The organism is Anaerovorax odorimutans DSM 5092, from assembly GCF_000426305.1.
In the GTDB taxonomy this organism is placed as follows: domain Bacteria; phylum Bacillota; class Clostridia; order Peptostreptococcales; family Anaerovoracaceae; genus Anaerovorax; species Anaerovorax odorimutans.
In genome coordinates this window covers 24,192-38,633 of the sequence record NZ_AUFC01000025.1, presented here as the reverse complement: position 1 = coordinate 38,633, position 14,442 = coordinate 24,192, and the positions used below count along the sequence as shown (strand labels likewise).

The 14,442-nt window shown below is 32.7% G+C and carries 15 protein-coding genes; 13 read left to right on the top strand and 2 right to left on the bottom strand.

The features are described 5' to 3' along the window. On the top strand, positions 1-286 hold a 286-nt coding region (locus K292_RS18845), incomplete at its 5' end, for a hypothetical protein (RefSeq protein WP_027399708.1). 82 nt (positions 287-368) lie between these two features. Here K292_RS18845 and K292_RS0109870 read toward each other — a convergent pair. Continuing rightward, on the bottom strand, positions 369-632 hold the full coding sequence (locus tag K292_RS0109870; RefSeq protein WP_051280614.1) for a DUF2508 family protein: 264 nt from the start codon (positions 630-632) through the stop codon (positions 369-371). An 88-nt stretch (positions 633-720) separates the two neighbouring features. Between K292_RS0109870 and K292_RS0109865 the strand changes: the two genes are divergently transcribed. From K292_RS0109865 to hypA, 10 genes are all read left to right on the top strand, one after another. Continuing rightward, positions 721-981 carry a pro-sigmaK processing inhibitor BofA family protein gene (locus K292_RS0109865; RefSeq protein WP_027399706.1) on the top strand — a complete coding sequence of 87 codons (261 nt, stop codon included), beginning with the start codon at positions 721-723 and terminating at the stop codon, positions 979-981. A gap of 222 nt (positions 982-1,203) precedes the next feature. Then, entirely contained in the window at positions 1,204-2,673 is a 1,470-nt protein-coding gene (locus K292_RS16715) for an amino acid permease (protein WP_051280612.1), read from the top strand. A gap of 358 nt (positions 2,674-3,031) precedes the next feature. After that, positions 3,032-4,690 (top strand): APC family permease, encoded by a 1,659-nt coding sequence (locus K292_RS0109855; RefSeq protein WP_027399705.1) that lies wholly within the window; start codon positions 3,032-3,034, stop codon positions 4,688-4,690. A gap of 229 nt (positions 4,691-4,919) precedes the next feature. Next, complete coding sequence (locus K292_RS0109850; protein ID WP_027399704.1) at positions 4,920-6,839, top strand: NADH-quinone oxidoreductase subunit 5 family protein; 1,920 nt, start codon at positions 4,920-4,922, stop codon at positions 6,837-6,839. Then, positions 6,840-7,721: a respiratory chain complex I subunit 1 family protein gene (locus K292_RS0109845; RefSeq protein ID WP_330364952.1), complete on the top strand. Its 882-nt coding sequence runs from the start codon at positions 6,840-6,842 to the stop codon at positions 7,719-7,721. Positions 7,722-7,734: 13 nt separating this feature from the next. After that, entirely contained in the window at positions 7,735-8,208 is a 474-nt protein-coding gene (locus tag K292_RS16710; RefSeq protein ID WP_037372971.1) for an NADH-quinone oxidoreductase subunit B family protein, read from the top strand. A gap of 1 nt (position 8,209) precedes the next feature. Further along, the gene (locus K292_RS0109835) at positions 8,210-8,563 is read left to right on the top strand and encodes an NADH-quinone oxidoreductase subunit C (RefSeq protein WP_027399702.1); all 354 of its coding nucleotides are present in this window, start codon (positions 8,210-8,212) and stop codon (positions 8,561-8,563) included. Positions 8,564-8,579: 16 nt separating this feature from the next. Beyond that, positions 8,580-9,662, top strand: a complete 1,083-nt coding sequence (locus K292_RS0109830; protein WP_027399701.1) for a hydrogenase large subunit — start codon at positions 8,580-8,582, stop codon at positions 9,660-9,662. A gap of 10 nt (positions 9,663-9,672) precedes the next feature. Next, the gene (locus tag K292_RS16705; protein WP_051280610.1) at positions 9,673-10,074 is read left to right on the top strand and encodes a 4Fe-4S dicluster domain-containing protein; all 402 of its coding nucleotides are present in this window, start codon (positions 9,673-9,675) and stop codon (positions 10,072-10,074) included. After that, complete coding sequence (gene hypA / locus K292_RS0109820) at positions 10,067-10,411, top strand: hydrogenase maturation nickel metallochaperone HypA (protein ID WP_027399700.1); 345 nt, start codon at positions 10,067-10,069, stop codon at positions 10,409-10,411. The genes K292_RS16705 and hypA overlap by 8 nt, the downstream gene beginning before the upstream one ends. A gap of 125 nt (positions 10,412-10,536) precedes the next feature. Here hypA and K292_RS16700 read toward each other — a convergent pair whose 3' ends face one another. Next, entirely contained in the window at positions 10,537-10,935 is a 399-nt protein-coding gene (locus K292_RS16700; RefSeq protein WP_037372970.1) for a putative ABC transporter permease, read from the bottom strand. 351 nt (positions 10,936-11,286) lie between these two features. Here K292_RS16700 and hypB point away from each other — a divergent pair, with 351 nt between their 5' ends. Both hypB and hypF read left to right on the top strand, forming a co-directional pair. Then, complete coding sequence (gene hypB, locus K292_RS16695) at positions 11,287-12,042, top strand: hydrogenase nickel incorporation protein HypB (RefSeq protein WP_084145964.1); 756 nt, start codon at positions 11,287-11,289, stop codon at positions 12,040-12,042. A 4-nt stretch (positions 12,043-12,046) separates the two neighbouring features. Then, entirely contained in the window at positions 12,047-14,419 is a 2,373-nt protein-coding gene (gene hypF / locus K292_RS0109805) for a carbamoyltransferase HypF (protein ID WP_051280608.1), read from the top strand. Positions 14,420-14,442 lie beyond the last annotated feature (23 nt).

The window sequence follows — 14,442 nt, the reverse complement described above, 5'->3', positions numbered from 1 at the left end:
TATGATGACAGCTCATACTGTAATAGTGTTTCTTCGCTATATTATGCTTGCAAATGAATCTAGAAGTACTATAGATTTAAGAACTATAGGAGGATTCTTTTTTCAAGTATGCGATGAGGTAGCAGACATTAGACTTTCAACATCATTAAAGTTAATAATTTCAACGCTTAAAGAAATTCTATCCGCGTATTCTCTAATCTCAGAAGAGATGACAGAGCAAATTTTGAGTACCTTTTTTTCGTCAATTCCTCAAGTTTGGAATCAAAAACTAAAATTGTGTGCGTAATCATATTTATTTTTCAAGGTGCATCCAGTTTTTTAAGCTGGGAAAGTTGAGTAACTTACTAAAAAGAAATCAGTCTCAATAATTACCTTGAGACTGATTTTTCTTTTGCTGCTCTCAGCAAATAAGTGTAATGAGTTTTTGCAGCAAGCATATCGTAGATTGCATGGTCTATTAGATCAGAATCTGTAGCCTCATTAAAACGCGCTTCTGCACATTTCCATTCATCATAGGCTTTATCTATTAAATATACAAGCTGTTCTTCATCAGTTTTAGGGTAAGAATCATTTAATATTTGATGATATACTTTATTAGCAGTAGATGCTATATTTTCAAAAGGTATATTCATATTATCCACATCCTTCCTCAAATAAAGATATATATTCTATATTATGTACTTAAAGCATATATTTATTCTTAAATGGGAGGGAATTATTATGGATATGAGTTTGGAAATTGGAATTTTAATAGCTTATGCCTTCGGTATTTTTGCCCTTTATATAATAGGATATTTATTTTTGGTTCCATTAAAAATTTTATTAAAGCTTATTATTAACAGTATTCTCGGTGGAATTTTTATAGTTATCGTTAATTTAGCCGGCCAATGTTGGGACCTGCATATTCCTTTAAACTTATTATCAGCAGTTATTGTTGGAATTCTAGGTATTCCGGGTGCATTATTATTAATGTTTTTTTAAATTAAATACAATATATAAAAGTAATTGACCTTTTTTGATAAAGCGTGTAAAATAGTGGTGTTGCACAAAGACTTAAATTTTAATTAAAAAAAGATATTATTATTATTTATTATTATTACTATAAATTAAAAAGTCAAAAAATTTAAAATTGAAAATTTAATTAAAAAGCCTCTGTGCAATAAAAATAAACATTGTTAGTATGTGAGAAAAAGGAGGCAAAACATGTCAAATGAAAACAAGCCTGTAGAGGCTGAATGCCAAGAGCTGAAACGTGGCATAAAAGGCTGGCAGGTTGCATTTATCGGTTTAGGCGGAGTAATAGGATCATGTTATTTCTTAGGAGTAGGTGTACTTGTTAGAGATATGGGTCCTGCAGTTTTATTAGCATTTGCAGTAGTAGGTTTAATCGTTTACGGACTTATGATTGCTTATGCGGAATTATTAGTTAATTTACCTCGTAAAGGCTCGTTTGTAGCTTATACAAATGAATTTTTAGGTGAAACTCTATCTGTAGGTATGGGTTGGTCATTCTGGTTTAACTGGGTGTGCTATGTACCTTCAGAAGCTATTGCGGTATCAATAGTATTAAATGTATTAATCCCAGGTAATACAATGGCGTATGCTATTGGAGCACTTGCAGTATTGACAATTATTAATTTAACTGCAGTAGATATCTTTGCAAAGATTGAATCTACTCTTGCTATTATTAAGGTTTGCGCAATTATATCATTTATCATAGCTGCATTTGGTATTTGGGTAGGACTTTGGGGAAATGAAGGTTTCCTTGGAGCATCTATAAACTTTGGAAATGACGCATTATCGTTTGGTCAGCAGTTATTCCCTAATGGATTTACAATAGTATTAGTTAATATGGTAATTGTACTTGTAACTTTCCAAGGAACTGAAATCGTTGGACTTGCTGCTGCTGAAGCACAGGATCCTGATAAATCAGTACCTAAAGCTTGTAAGAGTGTAACTTATCGTATTGTAGTACTTTATTTAATTCCAATTTTACTAATATTATTAATTTTCCCTTACGGTGAGGCAAATATTGATGGATCAATATTCTCTGATACACTTGCTAAATACAATCTAAACTTCTTAGCTGGTCTTATGTCAAGTGTTGTATTGATTGCCGCATTTAGCTGTGCTAATACAGGTTTCTATGGAACTGTTAGATGTATGTTCGGTTTATCTGTAGAAGGTCTTGCTCCTAAGTTCCTTTCAAAATTAAATAAGAGCTCAAATCCAAAGAATGCTGTAATATTTACACTTGTATTCATGTGGATTGTATTAATGATCGGATTACTTGCAAGTGAATCTAGTATTTATGAAAATCTATTATCAATGTCTGGATTTACAGGAACTCTTGCATGGGTAGGTATCATTGCTTCTCAGCTTGTATTCAGAAAGAGAATTAAGGCAAGAGGTTACGATACAAAAGATTTAAAAGCTAGAGTAAAGCCTGGTCAGACTTGGATTCCTCCTGTTGCAATGATTGCACAGTTATTCTGCTTAGTATTGCTTGCGTTTGGTGAAGGGCAATTGCCAGTATTTATACTAGCATGTTCTGCAGTTGTTTTACCAATGATTGTACGTTTCATTGCTAAGAAAACAGGTCATGTTAGACCACTTAATGCTTTGGGAAATGATGAAAAAACATTTGATGAAACATTCCCGCCATTAAAATAATAAAATATATAAGATAAAGTTTTAATATTTTGTATAAAAACTTCCTTTGTCTTTGGCAAAGGAAGTTTTTTAGTAAAAAGATTACACAATGCTTTATAATAAATATTTAATTAAAAACGAAAAATCAATGTAGTTTTTGTAATATTTACTGTAGAGCATTATTAAAATTATATTGAAACCTTAAAGACAAAATTGTCAAAATATTTAAGCAATACGATTCTTGAATATTGTCTGAAAATTATGTAAAATTTAGTTGTCTTTAAAAATTCTGAATGTTTAAAAAATGAAAACGCATTTAATTTAAAACTTTTAGACATTGAATTTATTATTATTTTATTATTAGAAGGAGGGAATGATAATGAATGAAGTAACTGGAAGCGCAGCTAAAATGGATGTTGGCGAACATGGGCTTAAGAAACATGACATTAAAGTTTCGACTGTTGTATTCATGATCTTTTGTTTGGTAGCAGCAGGTGCTTACGGAATAGAAGAAATGATCCCAGAAGCCGGGCCGGGACTTACAATAGTAATGCTTATTGTTCTTCCATTTATATGGAGTACACCATTTGGATTGGTAGCAGCAGAATTAGGCTCTGCAAGACCGCAAGAAGGTGGATATTATAAATGGGTGCAAGAAGCATGTGGAGAATTTTGGGGTTTCCAGGCAGGTTGGTGGAGAACTATTTCTATTTATATTGATAATTCTCTTTATGTAATTTTAGCTGGAGGTTATATTGCATCAACCTGGAATCTTACGGCAGGTTGGGAATTTGCAGCGAAGGCACTTATAATATTGATTTTTACTTGGATAAATATTAGAGGTGTAAAAGATGTAGGAATTGTCAGCTCTATTTTATCCGTCTTAGTAATTGTGGCATTTGCTATGGTAGCTATTATAGGTTTTTTAAATTGGAATCAAAATCCAATGATACCATTTACACCTGAGCCAGTAGAAAGTGCTGTTGATTGGATCTTTTATATAGGCGGAGGTATTTCTATAGGTATGTGGATGTATTCTGGATATGAATCAATGTCTACTATTGCTGGAGAAGTATCAAATCCACAAGTTATTCCAAAGGCAACACTTATTACAGTTCCATTGATTATGGCAGTCTATATCTTTCCAACTATTGCAGGTCTTGCATCACTTGGCGATTGGCCAAATTGGGGTACAGAGCCTGGAACTATAGGATATGCAGATGTAGCTACGCATTTTTTAGGTCCTGCATCAGGTATTTTCTTTGCAGTTGTTGCAGTGCTTGCGCAATGTTCCATTTATAATACATACATTGCATCAGGCTCAAGAGGATTTTTTGCACTTGCAGATGATAATTTAGCACCACCTATTCTTGTAAAATGCGATAAAAAACATGGAGTCCCTTATATTTCTGTCCTTTCTGTGGCAATTGTAAACTTAATACTTTGCAGTTTTGATTTTTCCACGGTAGTTGTAGTAGATGTATTTTTATTGGTAGCTTCATATGTTCTAGTATTTATTTCTGCTTTAATTTTAAGAAAAAGAATACCGGATAGTGAAAGACCTTTTAAAATTCCAGGTGGATATGGCTTCCTTGTTGTAATTTGTGTTCTTCCAATGATTGTTGCATTTATATCTTTCTTTATAAATGGTACAGATTACTTTATAGGAGGAATGATTGGTATTGTATCAGGACCGATTTTATATATTATCTGGAGGAAAATGTATGGAGGACTTTCAAAGAAAGATCCTATTGCATTCCCTAAAAATGAGAAGACAGGTCTTGCATTAGGGGATTTAAAACGTATGGCTTATACTTTCCTTGGAATCGGTGTTATTGGCATACTTGGACGTTTATTCTTACCTTGGTATGAAGCAGATTGGGGTGCAGAATATTATCTTGAAGAATATGAAACAGGTTTATTAAGCAATTGGAGCGGGATGATTCATACAATTTTAATTGCTGCAATCATATTTTTAATAATAGGTGTAATTATTTCGGTAATAGCCACAAAAGTTGAACCAAAAAAGGTAAAATAAGTATAAAATAAATAAATTAAGCACATAATTCTAGAAAGTCAACGGAAACGTTGACTTTCTGAGTTTTCTGACTATTATAAACACGCCGAAAAAACTGACAAAGTGCTTGTTTTTTCGACATATTAAATATATAATATATCTGATATTTTTAATTCTAGCTATAAACAAGCTACTAAATGAAATAGTAGTTTTTTTATGGTAAAAAACTAGAAAAAAGAGGAGGATTAAATTGAGCACTATTACTTTTCTAATTTTATTTCCGCTTTTATCTGCAATTGCTCTTTTGGTTCTCAGGACTGATGCAGCGAGAGGTGTAATAGTAAAAGTATCTGCGACTTTAATCGCAGTTGCATCTATTTACCTTGCATATCAGTACTTCGGTATAGGTGAAGAGTATTTTGATTTTGCTAATGAGACTGTTAATCTTGGAATGACAGTTATTGAAGTATTATTAGCAATCATGATCATTTACCTTGGTATTAAGTACAAGAAGTATTTAGCATCAGTACTTGCGGCCATTCAGACACCAACAATGATTTGGTTTGAGGTAAAAGTAGGTCATCACATTCACGTTACTAATAATTTGTACGTGGATAGGCTTTCTATCATTATGGTTCTTATTATTGGAATTATAGGAAGTATTATTACGGTGTATGCACTTGGATATATGAAAGATTTCCAACATCACCACAAAGATCAACCGGACAGAAGACCGTTTTTCTTCTTTATCATGTATCTTTTCTTAGGAGCTATGTGTGGACTAGTACTATCAAATAATATAGTATGGCTATACTTCTTCTGGGAAATTACAACTTTATGTTCTTTCTTCCTAATTGGTTATACAAAGACAGAGGAGGCTATAAACAATTCCTTCAGAGCTTTGATAATGAATTTATTAGGTGGAGTTGGATTTGTAATTGCAATAGTAATTATGGGTTCATCACTTGGAACATTAGAATTAAATCAGTTAATAATGATGGGTATGTTTGGAGTTCCTGCAGTAACGTATGTTGCAGCACTTCTTGCGTTTGCAGGTATTACAAAAGCAGCTCAAATGCCATTTAACAGTTGGCTTTTAGGAGCTATGGTAGCGCCTACACCAACATCAGCATTACTTCACTCATCTACAATGGTTAAAGCCGGCGTATTCTTAATTATTAAGCTTGCTCCATTGCTAGGATGGCAGTCACTTGCAGGTATTATGGTAATGATGGTAGGCGGTATAACATTCATTATGGCTTCTTTTGCCGCTGTATCTCAAAGCAATGCCAAGAAGGTACTTGCTTATTCAACAGTAGCAAACCTTGGCTTGATTGTTGCCTGCGGAGGTATTGGTACGTATGCAGCTGTTTGGGCTGGTATCCTATTAATCATATTCCATGCAATAACTAAGTCACTTCTATTCCTTTGCGTAGGTACTGCAGAACACAATATCGGTAGCAGAGATATAGAAGATATGGATGGATTATTTACTAGAATGCCTAAGTTAGCAACATATATGATTGTTGGTATTTCTGCAATGTTTTTAGCACCTCTTGGTATGTTAGTATCCAAGTGGGCTGCAATGAAAGCGTTTATTGACAATGGAGGCGTATTACTAGTTATGTTTATCGCATTTGGTAGTGCAGCAACATTGTTCTACTGGACAAAATGGCTTGGTAAAATGGTTGCTATTATGGCAAACCGTGAAAATATACAAAGTGGCGTAAACAAGGATGAGAATTTTGTATTATCAACTTTAACAATTTTAACTGTTATAGTTTGTTTAATATTCCCGCTTATTTCAAAAACTATGATTGTGCCATATCTGATTAAAGCATTCCCATATGTTGATCCTAAACATATGATTTTAGCGCTTTCTTCAACAAATATGACAATTATGGTAATTATGCTGTTTGTATTAATAGTATTACCAATACTATTCTTTGGAAGAACAAATAAAAAGATTGTTCCTATTTATTTAGCAGGTGCTAATTTAGGTGATGATTTAACTTTTAGAGGCGCAATGGAAAAAGAAGTTCCTGTATCATTGAAGAACTGGTACATGGAAGGTTATTTTGGCGAAAAGAAAATGAATGTAATCGGTGTTATAGCTACAGTTGTTATAATTACCGGAGTGTTTGCAATCTTATTAGGGGGGGTGCTGTAAATGAATATGACAATTATTATAAGTGTTATCGCATATATAATTTTAGCACCTATCGTTGGTGGACTTTTAGCAGGTATTGATAGAAAAATTTCTGCAAGAATGCAGGGAAGAGTTGGTCCATCCATACTTCAGCCCTTTTATGATATGTTCAAGCTTATGGAAAAAGAAGCTATTACAGTAAATAAGGCACAAGATTTTTATGTAGGTTGTTTCTTATTCTTCATTATTGTAACAGGTGGATTTTTCTTTGCAGGATTGGATCTATTGCTTGTTATATTCACATTAACTCTTGCAAGTGTATTCCTAATTGTTGCCGCTTTTTCATCCAATTCTCCATACGCACAAATAGGTGCAGAAAGAGAATTATTACAGATGATGGCATATGAACCAATGGTTTTAATCACTGCAGCAGGATTATATTTAGTAACAGGTAGTTTTAATATTTCAGATATTATTAATCCAGAAAATGGAATGGCTATTAAGTTCCTTCCAGGAATTTTTCTTGGATTTGTGTTTATACTAACTATTAAATTCAGAAAATCTCCATTTGACTTAAGTATGTCACATCATGGACATCAAGAGCTTGTTAAGGGTCTTACTACTGAATTTGCAGGAAAGACTATGGCTCTAATTGAAATTGCTCACTGGTATGAAAATATATTCTTACTAGGAATTGTTTTCCTTTTCATTGCAAATGGAACAGTTTGGGGAGCAGTAGCAGCAGTTGTTGTTTGCTTAGTAACATACTTTATTGAAATACTAATTGATAACAGCTATGCAAGAATGAAATGGCAGATTGCAATTAATTCATCATGGATTGTTGCTATTACTCTTGGATTTATAAATATGTTAGTTATATATTTCTCAAAATTCGTATTATAAGGAGGTGTATTAAATGTCATATGTAACAAAATCACCATGGCTCATCCACTATGACGGTTCAAGTTGTAACGGATGTGATATCGAAGTATTGGCATGTCTTACACCAATGTATGATGTTGAAAGATTCGGCATCATAAACACAGGTAATCCTAAACATGCAGATATATTTCTAATAACAGGTGCAATTAATGAACAAAATAAAGCTGTTGTAAAGCAGATTTACGAACAAATGCCAGAACCTAAGGTGGTAATTGCAGTAGGAATTTGCGCTACATCAGGTGGAATTTTTAAAGAATGTTATAATATTATGGGCGGTACTGATACAGTTATTCCGGTAGATGTATATGTTCCTGGATGTGCTGCAAGACCAGAAGCCATCATTGATGGAGTTGTAAAAGGTCTTGGAGTATTAGCAAAGAAAAAAGAAGCTATGGAAAAGGGTTTACCGATAGACACTGCCAAAGGAAAAGAAAAGGAGGAAGCGTAAAATGGAGGATTTAAGAGAAACAGTAATTATTCCTGTTACAGCTTCTGAATTATACTCGAAAGTTAGTGACTTAAATGAAGATGGATATAGACTTGTTCAAGCTTGCTGTACGAAAGTATCAGAAGGATTTGAGATTATTTATTCATTTGATAAAGAGCATGAGTTGTTAAATTTAAAGCTAACAATTCCTGAAGAAGAAGAAATTATGAGCATTACAGGTATTACTTGGTCAGCATTTATTTATGAAAATGAAATGCAGGATTTATTTGGCGTTAAATTTAAGCATATGTCACTAAACTATGGTGGCCACTTCTTCAAGGTTTCACAACCTACACCGTGGAACCCAAAGAATTAAGAAAGGAAGGCATATTATGGGTAAAAGAACTATTATTCCTTTCGGACCACAGCATCCGGTTCTTCCAGAGCCAGTGCATCTAGATTTAGTAATCGAGGATGAAACTGTAGTCGAAGCAATTCCATCTATTGGATTCATTCATAGAGGGCTAGAAAAATTAGTGGAAAAAAAGGAATATACCGAAATGGTATATGTAATTGAAAGAATTTGCGGTATTTGCAGCTTTGGACACGGTTGGGGATATTGTCTCAGCGTTGAAGGTGTAATGGGTGTTGAAATTCCTGAAAGAGCAAATTATTTAAGAACAATTTGGCATGAACTTTCCAGAATGCATTCTCATTTATTATGGTTAGGTCTTTTGGCTGATGGATTTGGATTTGAAAGTTTGTTCATGCATTGCTGGAGAATAAGAGAAAAAGTACTTGATATCTTTGAAAAGACAACTGGAGGAAGAGTTATATTCTCAGTATGTAAAGTCGGAGGCGTAAGAAAAGATATTGATGAAGCTACATTAAAGGAGATATCTTCTGTAGTTGACGGTATGAAAAAGGAATTAAAAGAATTAGCTGATGTATTTCTTGAAGATTATTCAGTTAAGAACAGACTTTGCGGTGTTGGTTATCTGTCTAAAGAAGACGCTGCTGAACTTGCTGCTGTAGGTCCTATGGCTAGAGCATCCGGTCTAAAACAAGATATGAGACTATTAGGTCACGGAGTTTATGATAAACTTGGATTTGAGCCTTGTATTGAAACAGCTGGTGACAGTTACGCTAGATGTAAGGTTAGAATTCGTGAAGTTTTCCAATCTATTGATTTAATTATAAAAGCAATAGAAATGATTCCTGATGGAGATATAAGCGTTCCTGTAAAGGGTAATGTACCGGCTAATGAATGTGTTGTAAGATTAGAGCAGCCTAGAGGTGAAGCTTTCTATTATGCAAAAGGTGCTGACAGTAAGTTCTTAGAAAGAATGAGAGTTAGAACACCAACCAACCAGAATATTCCTGCTATGGTAAAAACACTTCAGGGTTGTGATTTAGCAGATGTTCCTATGCTGATATTAACAATTGACCCATGTATTAGTTGTACAGAAAGGTAGGTGAGAGTTTATGGCAGCTTTTAAAATTGGTAAGGTAGTACTAAGAAGTTTATTTAAGAAGCCGGCGACTCTTATGTATCCGGTTGTACCAAGAAAATGGGAAGAAAGAACAAGAGGACATATTGATATAAATATTAATGATTGCATATTTTGTGGTATCTGTGCAAGAAAATGTCCTACAAATGCAATAACTGTTGATAGAAACAAGAAATCATGGACTATAGAAAGAATGCAGTGTATACAATGTACTCATTGCGTTGATCTTTGTCCTAAACATTGTTTATCAAATGAAAATACCTATACTACACCGGAAGTTGAAAAAGTAGTAGATCTTCATGTGGCACCGCCAGAAGAGCCTAAGCCAGCTTCTGATGATACCAATAAAGATAGTGTAGAAAAGAAAAATGCATGAGTATCCTATAACTGAGCAAATTATAAAAATCGCTGTGAAGCATGCAGAAGATGCAGGTGCTTCTCGTGTAAAATCAATAAAGCTAGTAGTAGGAGATTATTCCGGTTTTGTTGGAGATTCTATTCAAATGTATTTTGATATAATATCTGAAGGGACTAAATGTGAAGGTGCTGTTGTTAAAATTCAGCATGTAAAGCCAAAGATAAAATGTACATCGTGTGGTGAATTATTTGAAAGAGAGCTTCTCTCTTTTGATTGTCCCAAATGTGGTGGACAGGGTGAACCTACAGATATCGGCAAAGAATTTTATATCGAATCAATTGAAGTGGAAGAATAAAAACTAAGATTACTATTTAATAATTAATATAAAAATACAACATTATGTTTAAGATTTAAAAGTCATAAAACATGTGTTGTATTTTTATTTGTATAAGTCTATAGGATTAATATTATATTTAAATTTTATTTAATAGGATATTTTCGTGAAAAATTGTGTAAAATACTTGATAATTTATAAACAGGAAAACAAATTATAAACCATAAAATAGAAAAAGGTAAACATATTTGTCCTAAAAATTGTACTTTGTATCGAGAGTAATTCCAAACGTGCCAATCCAACCATAAATTGACAATACACCCAACAATGAATTCCGCACATGTAATTAGAATAGCACCTAAAATACATTTTTTCCAAAGCTTAGTATGCTCTAATCGTATATTAGCTATATACAAAACTAAAAAACAGAATCCTCCTGTAACAAGCATAGACCAATGGGTGTAACCTCTAAAGCATACTTCGCCAATTCCATAACCTATGGCACCTATAAAAAATATAATTCCTTTTTCTTCTAACGTTAACATACATTTCCCCTTTTTTAAGCTACAATTTTAATTAATGTTTTAAAATTATTGTCTGCAAAAAAATTAGAATAATGATGTTAAATAAATGGAAAAAGAGGTTGAAATTTGATTTCATTAAGGACACTTTTTTTATAGGTTTATTGTAAAAAAATAAATAATCATATATAATATTGTATATATATTTAAAGAATTGTATGATTTTTTAAAATGTATTAACAGTTACTTTAAATACGTACTAATTATAAAATTACATTAATAATTGGGAAAATATGAAATAATAAAGCTGCTAATATGTAAGTAGAGAAATCTTTGAATTCATAATAATAGATAAAGATAAGGAGAAATTATATTATGCATGATGTGAAAAAAATAAACGTAATGGAAAACATTCATGATGAAAATGATCATATTGCAAGTCATGTAAATGAGGACATGACTGAAAATGGAATTTTTGTAATGAATGTAATGGGAGCACCAGGTGTAGGAAAGACTACTACTTTGAAGAATATCATAAAAAATTTAGAAGGTTTGAAACCATATGTTATAGAAGGTGATATTGAATCAGATATTGATACAAAAGATTTAAGAAATTTAGGTATTACTACCTTCCAAATCAATACTTTTGGAGCATGTCACTTAGATGCTCCTTTGATTCATAATTCTGTACAAAATATTATGTTTGATGAAAAAGGTGTTCTTTTTATTGAGAATATAGGTAATCTTGTTTGTCCAGCTGAATTTAGCATTGGTGAACATGTAAAAATGCTTATTTCTACTGTAACAGAAGGAAGTGACAAACCATATAAATATCCATTGGCTTTTGAAAATGCTGATATAATAATAATAAATAAGGTAGATTTAATACCTTACTTGGATTTTGATGAGGATTTCTTTATGAAAGGTGTACGTGCTTTGAATAAAGATGTTCCTGTTTTTAAGGTTTCTGGAAAAACAGGTGAAGGATTTAAAGAAGTTGCTGCATGGATTAAAGAAAAAGCAGAAAATATAAAAGCAACCCATCATCATCATGAGCATGATCATAGTCACGACGGCTATGAACATTCACATGCTCACCATGATCATAATCATACACATACCCATGAGTAAAAAGATGAATAAAGAGATAATTACAGAAAAAATTAAAATATGGGGAATTGTTCAAGGGGTCGGTTTTAGACCCTTTGTTGCTAAGCTGGCAGATAAAATGGGCATGAAAGGTGAAGTTTTAAATATAGGAGGTCTAGTAGATGTTATATTGACAGATACTAAAGATAATATTGATTTATTTATTGAAACCTTAAAAAAAGAAAAACCAAAACCTTCTGAAATTGTTCATATAAAAAGAGAACAATTAATTCTGCGTGAGTTCAATAGTTTTAATATATTAGAAAGCGATAGCGGAAATGATGATATAGCAATGATTCCCGCAGATTTAGCTATATGTACTGATTGCTTGCAGGAATTATTTGATGAATCAAATCCAAGATTTATGCATCCTTTTATCAGTTGTATGGCTTGTGGTCCCAGATATACTATTATTGATAAAATTCCCTATGATAGGGAAAATACCTCAATGATTGAATTTCCCATGTGCAAGTTTTGCAATAAAGAGTATACCAACAGAGAAGATAGAAGATATCATGCTCAAACCATTTCTTGCCACGACTGTGGACCTATGATTGAGTATAAATTAAGTGAAAATAACAGAGAAGCAGCTTCAATTGGATTTATTGGGCTTGAAAATGTCTCGGAAAAAATTATAAAAAAAGCAATGCTTCCAATTGCCACAGCATGGACATTAATTTCATTTGGGAATGTTATAGCTTTCAAAGGAGTTGGCGGATATAATTTAATTTGCAGCCCATTTAATAGGGAGGCAATAATTAAATTAAGAAAGATCAAGGGTCGAGAAGAAAAACCTTTTGCTGTTATGTTTAAGGACATGGAGCAAATAAAAAAATACTGTCATGTAAATAAAGAAGAGGAAAACTTATTAACCAGCAGTGCCAGACCTATTGTTTTGCTTCTTAGAAAATCAGAAGAAGAATTTATAAATGATGTAAATGATAAAGCTAAATCTATAGCTGAAGAACTTTTTTGTGATGAGACTTACAGAAGCAGCAGATTTATAGGCTGCTTTTTACCAAGTATGGCAGCACAGTATATGCTTTTGGAGCATAGTGGACCTTTAATTGTAACCAGTGCAAACCTTTCTGATATGCCTATGATTAAAGATGATGAAGAAATGTTTAAATTACTGGATAAAGAACCTTTATTATCTGGTGTTTTTTATAATGAAAGAAAAATAAGAATAATTTTGGATGATTCGGTAGTCAGAGTAATAGATGGTCAACCTCAGATGATAAGACGCTCTAAAGGCTATGCACCCATGCCTCTTTATATTAACAATATTCTTACAAAGGATCAAATGATATTAGCTGTAGGAGGGCAGTTAAAATCATCTTTTTGTTTAAGTAAAGGATCTTTTGCATATGTGAGTCAATATTTCGGTGATTTAGATAGTAATGAAGCAATAACTATTTACGAGAAAAATATTTACAGGATGAAAGAGCTGTTTAGGGTTAAACCTCAGCTAGTGGTTTGTGATATGCACCCTAATTATAATACTACCAAATTTGCTGAAAATTATATAAATAATAATTTAGAGGATAAAATAGAATTGATTCGTGTGCAGCACCATCATGCACATGTGGCTTCTGTAATGGCGGAACATGATTTAAAGGGAGCTGTTATAGGCGTAGCTTTTGATGGAACAGGATACGGCACAGACGGAGCTGTTTGGGGCGGCGAATTTTTAATATGTGAAGGCGCTGAATTTATCAGAGCTTCACATTTAGAATATATAAACATGCTTGGTGGTGATTCCTCCATGAAGGAAGGTTGGAAATCAGCTATGAGCTATGTTTATGCATATGAGAATGGGTATAATAATAGAAAAGGTGATATTCATTTAGACATATCGGAAATTATTAAGTTCAGTAATATTAAAGAAAATTCCAATTGGGAAATAGTCAGTGCAGCTTTGAAACACGGAGTAAATAATATTAAAAGTTCAAGCGTGGGAAGAATCTTTGATGCGGTGGCAGCATTGCTTGATATACAGGATGTTAACAGGTATGAAGGCGAATGTGCCATAATGCTTGAAAATGCAGCAGTAAAAGCATTAAAATTCCCAGGAAAAAGTAGACAAAATGATTTAGCTTTAAAATTTCATTATGATGTGGCAGAAATGATTTTGAATCAATGTAAAAAACATAGAGCTAAATATAAAACAAATAAAGTTGCTTTAACAGGCGGTGTTTTTCAAAATAAAATATTGATGGATAAATCCCTTGAATTATTGAGAAATGATGATTTTGAGGCGTATTATAATATTTCTGTCAGTCCTAATGATGGAGGGATTTGTTTGGGACAGAATTATATAGGTATGCAATATTTAATATCAAAATCTAATATAAATTAACAATAAAAACCAAATTCAGTTAT

Bases quoted from the DNA above. Each gene is read 5' to 3' on its own strand.
- K292_RS0109865 (WP_027399706.1), top strand. From the start codon at position 721: ATGGATATGAGTTTGGAAATTGGAATTTTAATAGCTTATGCCTTCGGT.
- K292_RS0109835 (WP_027399702.1), top strand. From the start codon at position 8,210: ATGGAGGATTTAAGAGAAACAGTAATTATTCCTGTTACAGCTTCTGAA.
- K292_RS16715 (WP_051280612.1), top strand. From the start codon at position 1,204: ATGTCAAATGAAAACAAGCCTGTAGAGGCTGAATGCCAAGAGCTGAAA.
- K292_RS0109845 (WP_330364952.1), top strand. From the start codon at position 6,840: ATGAATATGACAATTATTATAAGTGTTATCGCATATATAATTTTAGCA.
- K292_RS0109830 (WP_027399701.1), top strand. From the start codon at position 8,580: ATGGGTAAAAGAACTATTATTCCTTTCGGACCACAGCATCCGGTTCTT.
- K292_RS0109855 (WP_027399705.1), top strand. From the start codon at position 3,032: ATGAATGAAGTAACTGGAAGCGCAGCTAAAATGGATGTTGGCGAACAT.
- hypA (WP_027399700.1), top strand. From the start codon at position 10,067: ATGCATGAGTATCCTATAACTGAGCAAATTATAAAAATCGCTGTGAAG.
- K292_RS16710 (WP_037372971.1), top strand. From the start codon at position 7,735: ATGTCATATGTAACAAAATCACCATGGCTCATCCACTATGACGGTTCA.
- hypB (WP_084145964.1), top strand. From the start codon at position 11,287: ATGCATGATGTGAAAAAAATAAACGTAATGGAAAACATTCATGATGAA.
- K292_RS16700 (WP_037372970.1), bottom strand. From the start codon at position 10,935: ATGTTAACGTTAGAAGAAAAAGGAATTATATTTTTTATAGGTGCCATA.
- K292_RS16705 (WP_051280610.1), top strand. From the start codon at position 9,673: ATGGCAGCTTTTAAAATTGGTAAGGTAGTACTAAGAAGTTTATTTAAG.
- hypF (WP_051280608.1), top strand. From the start codon at position 12,047: ATGAATAAAGAGATAATTACAGAAAAAATTAAAATATGGGGAATTGTT.
- K292_RS0109870 (WP_051280614.1), bottom strand. From the start codon at position 632: ATGAATATACCTTTTGAAAATATAGCATCTACTGCTAATAAAGTATAT.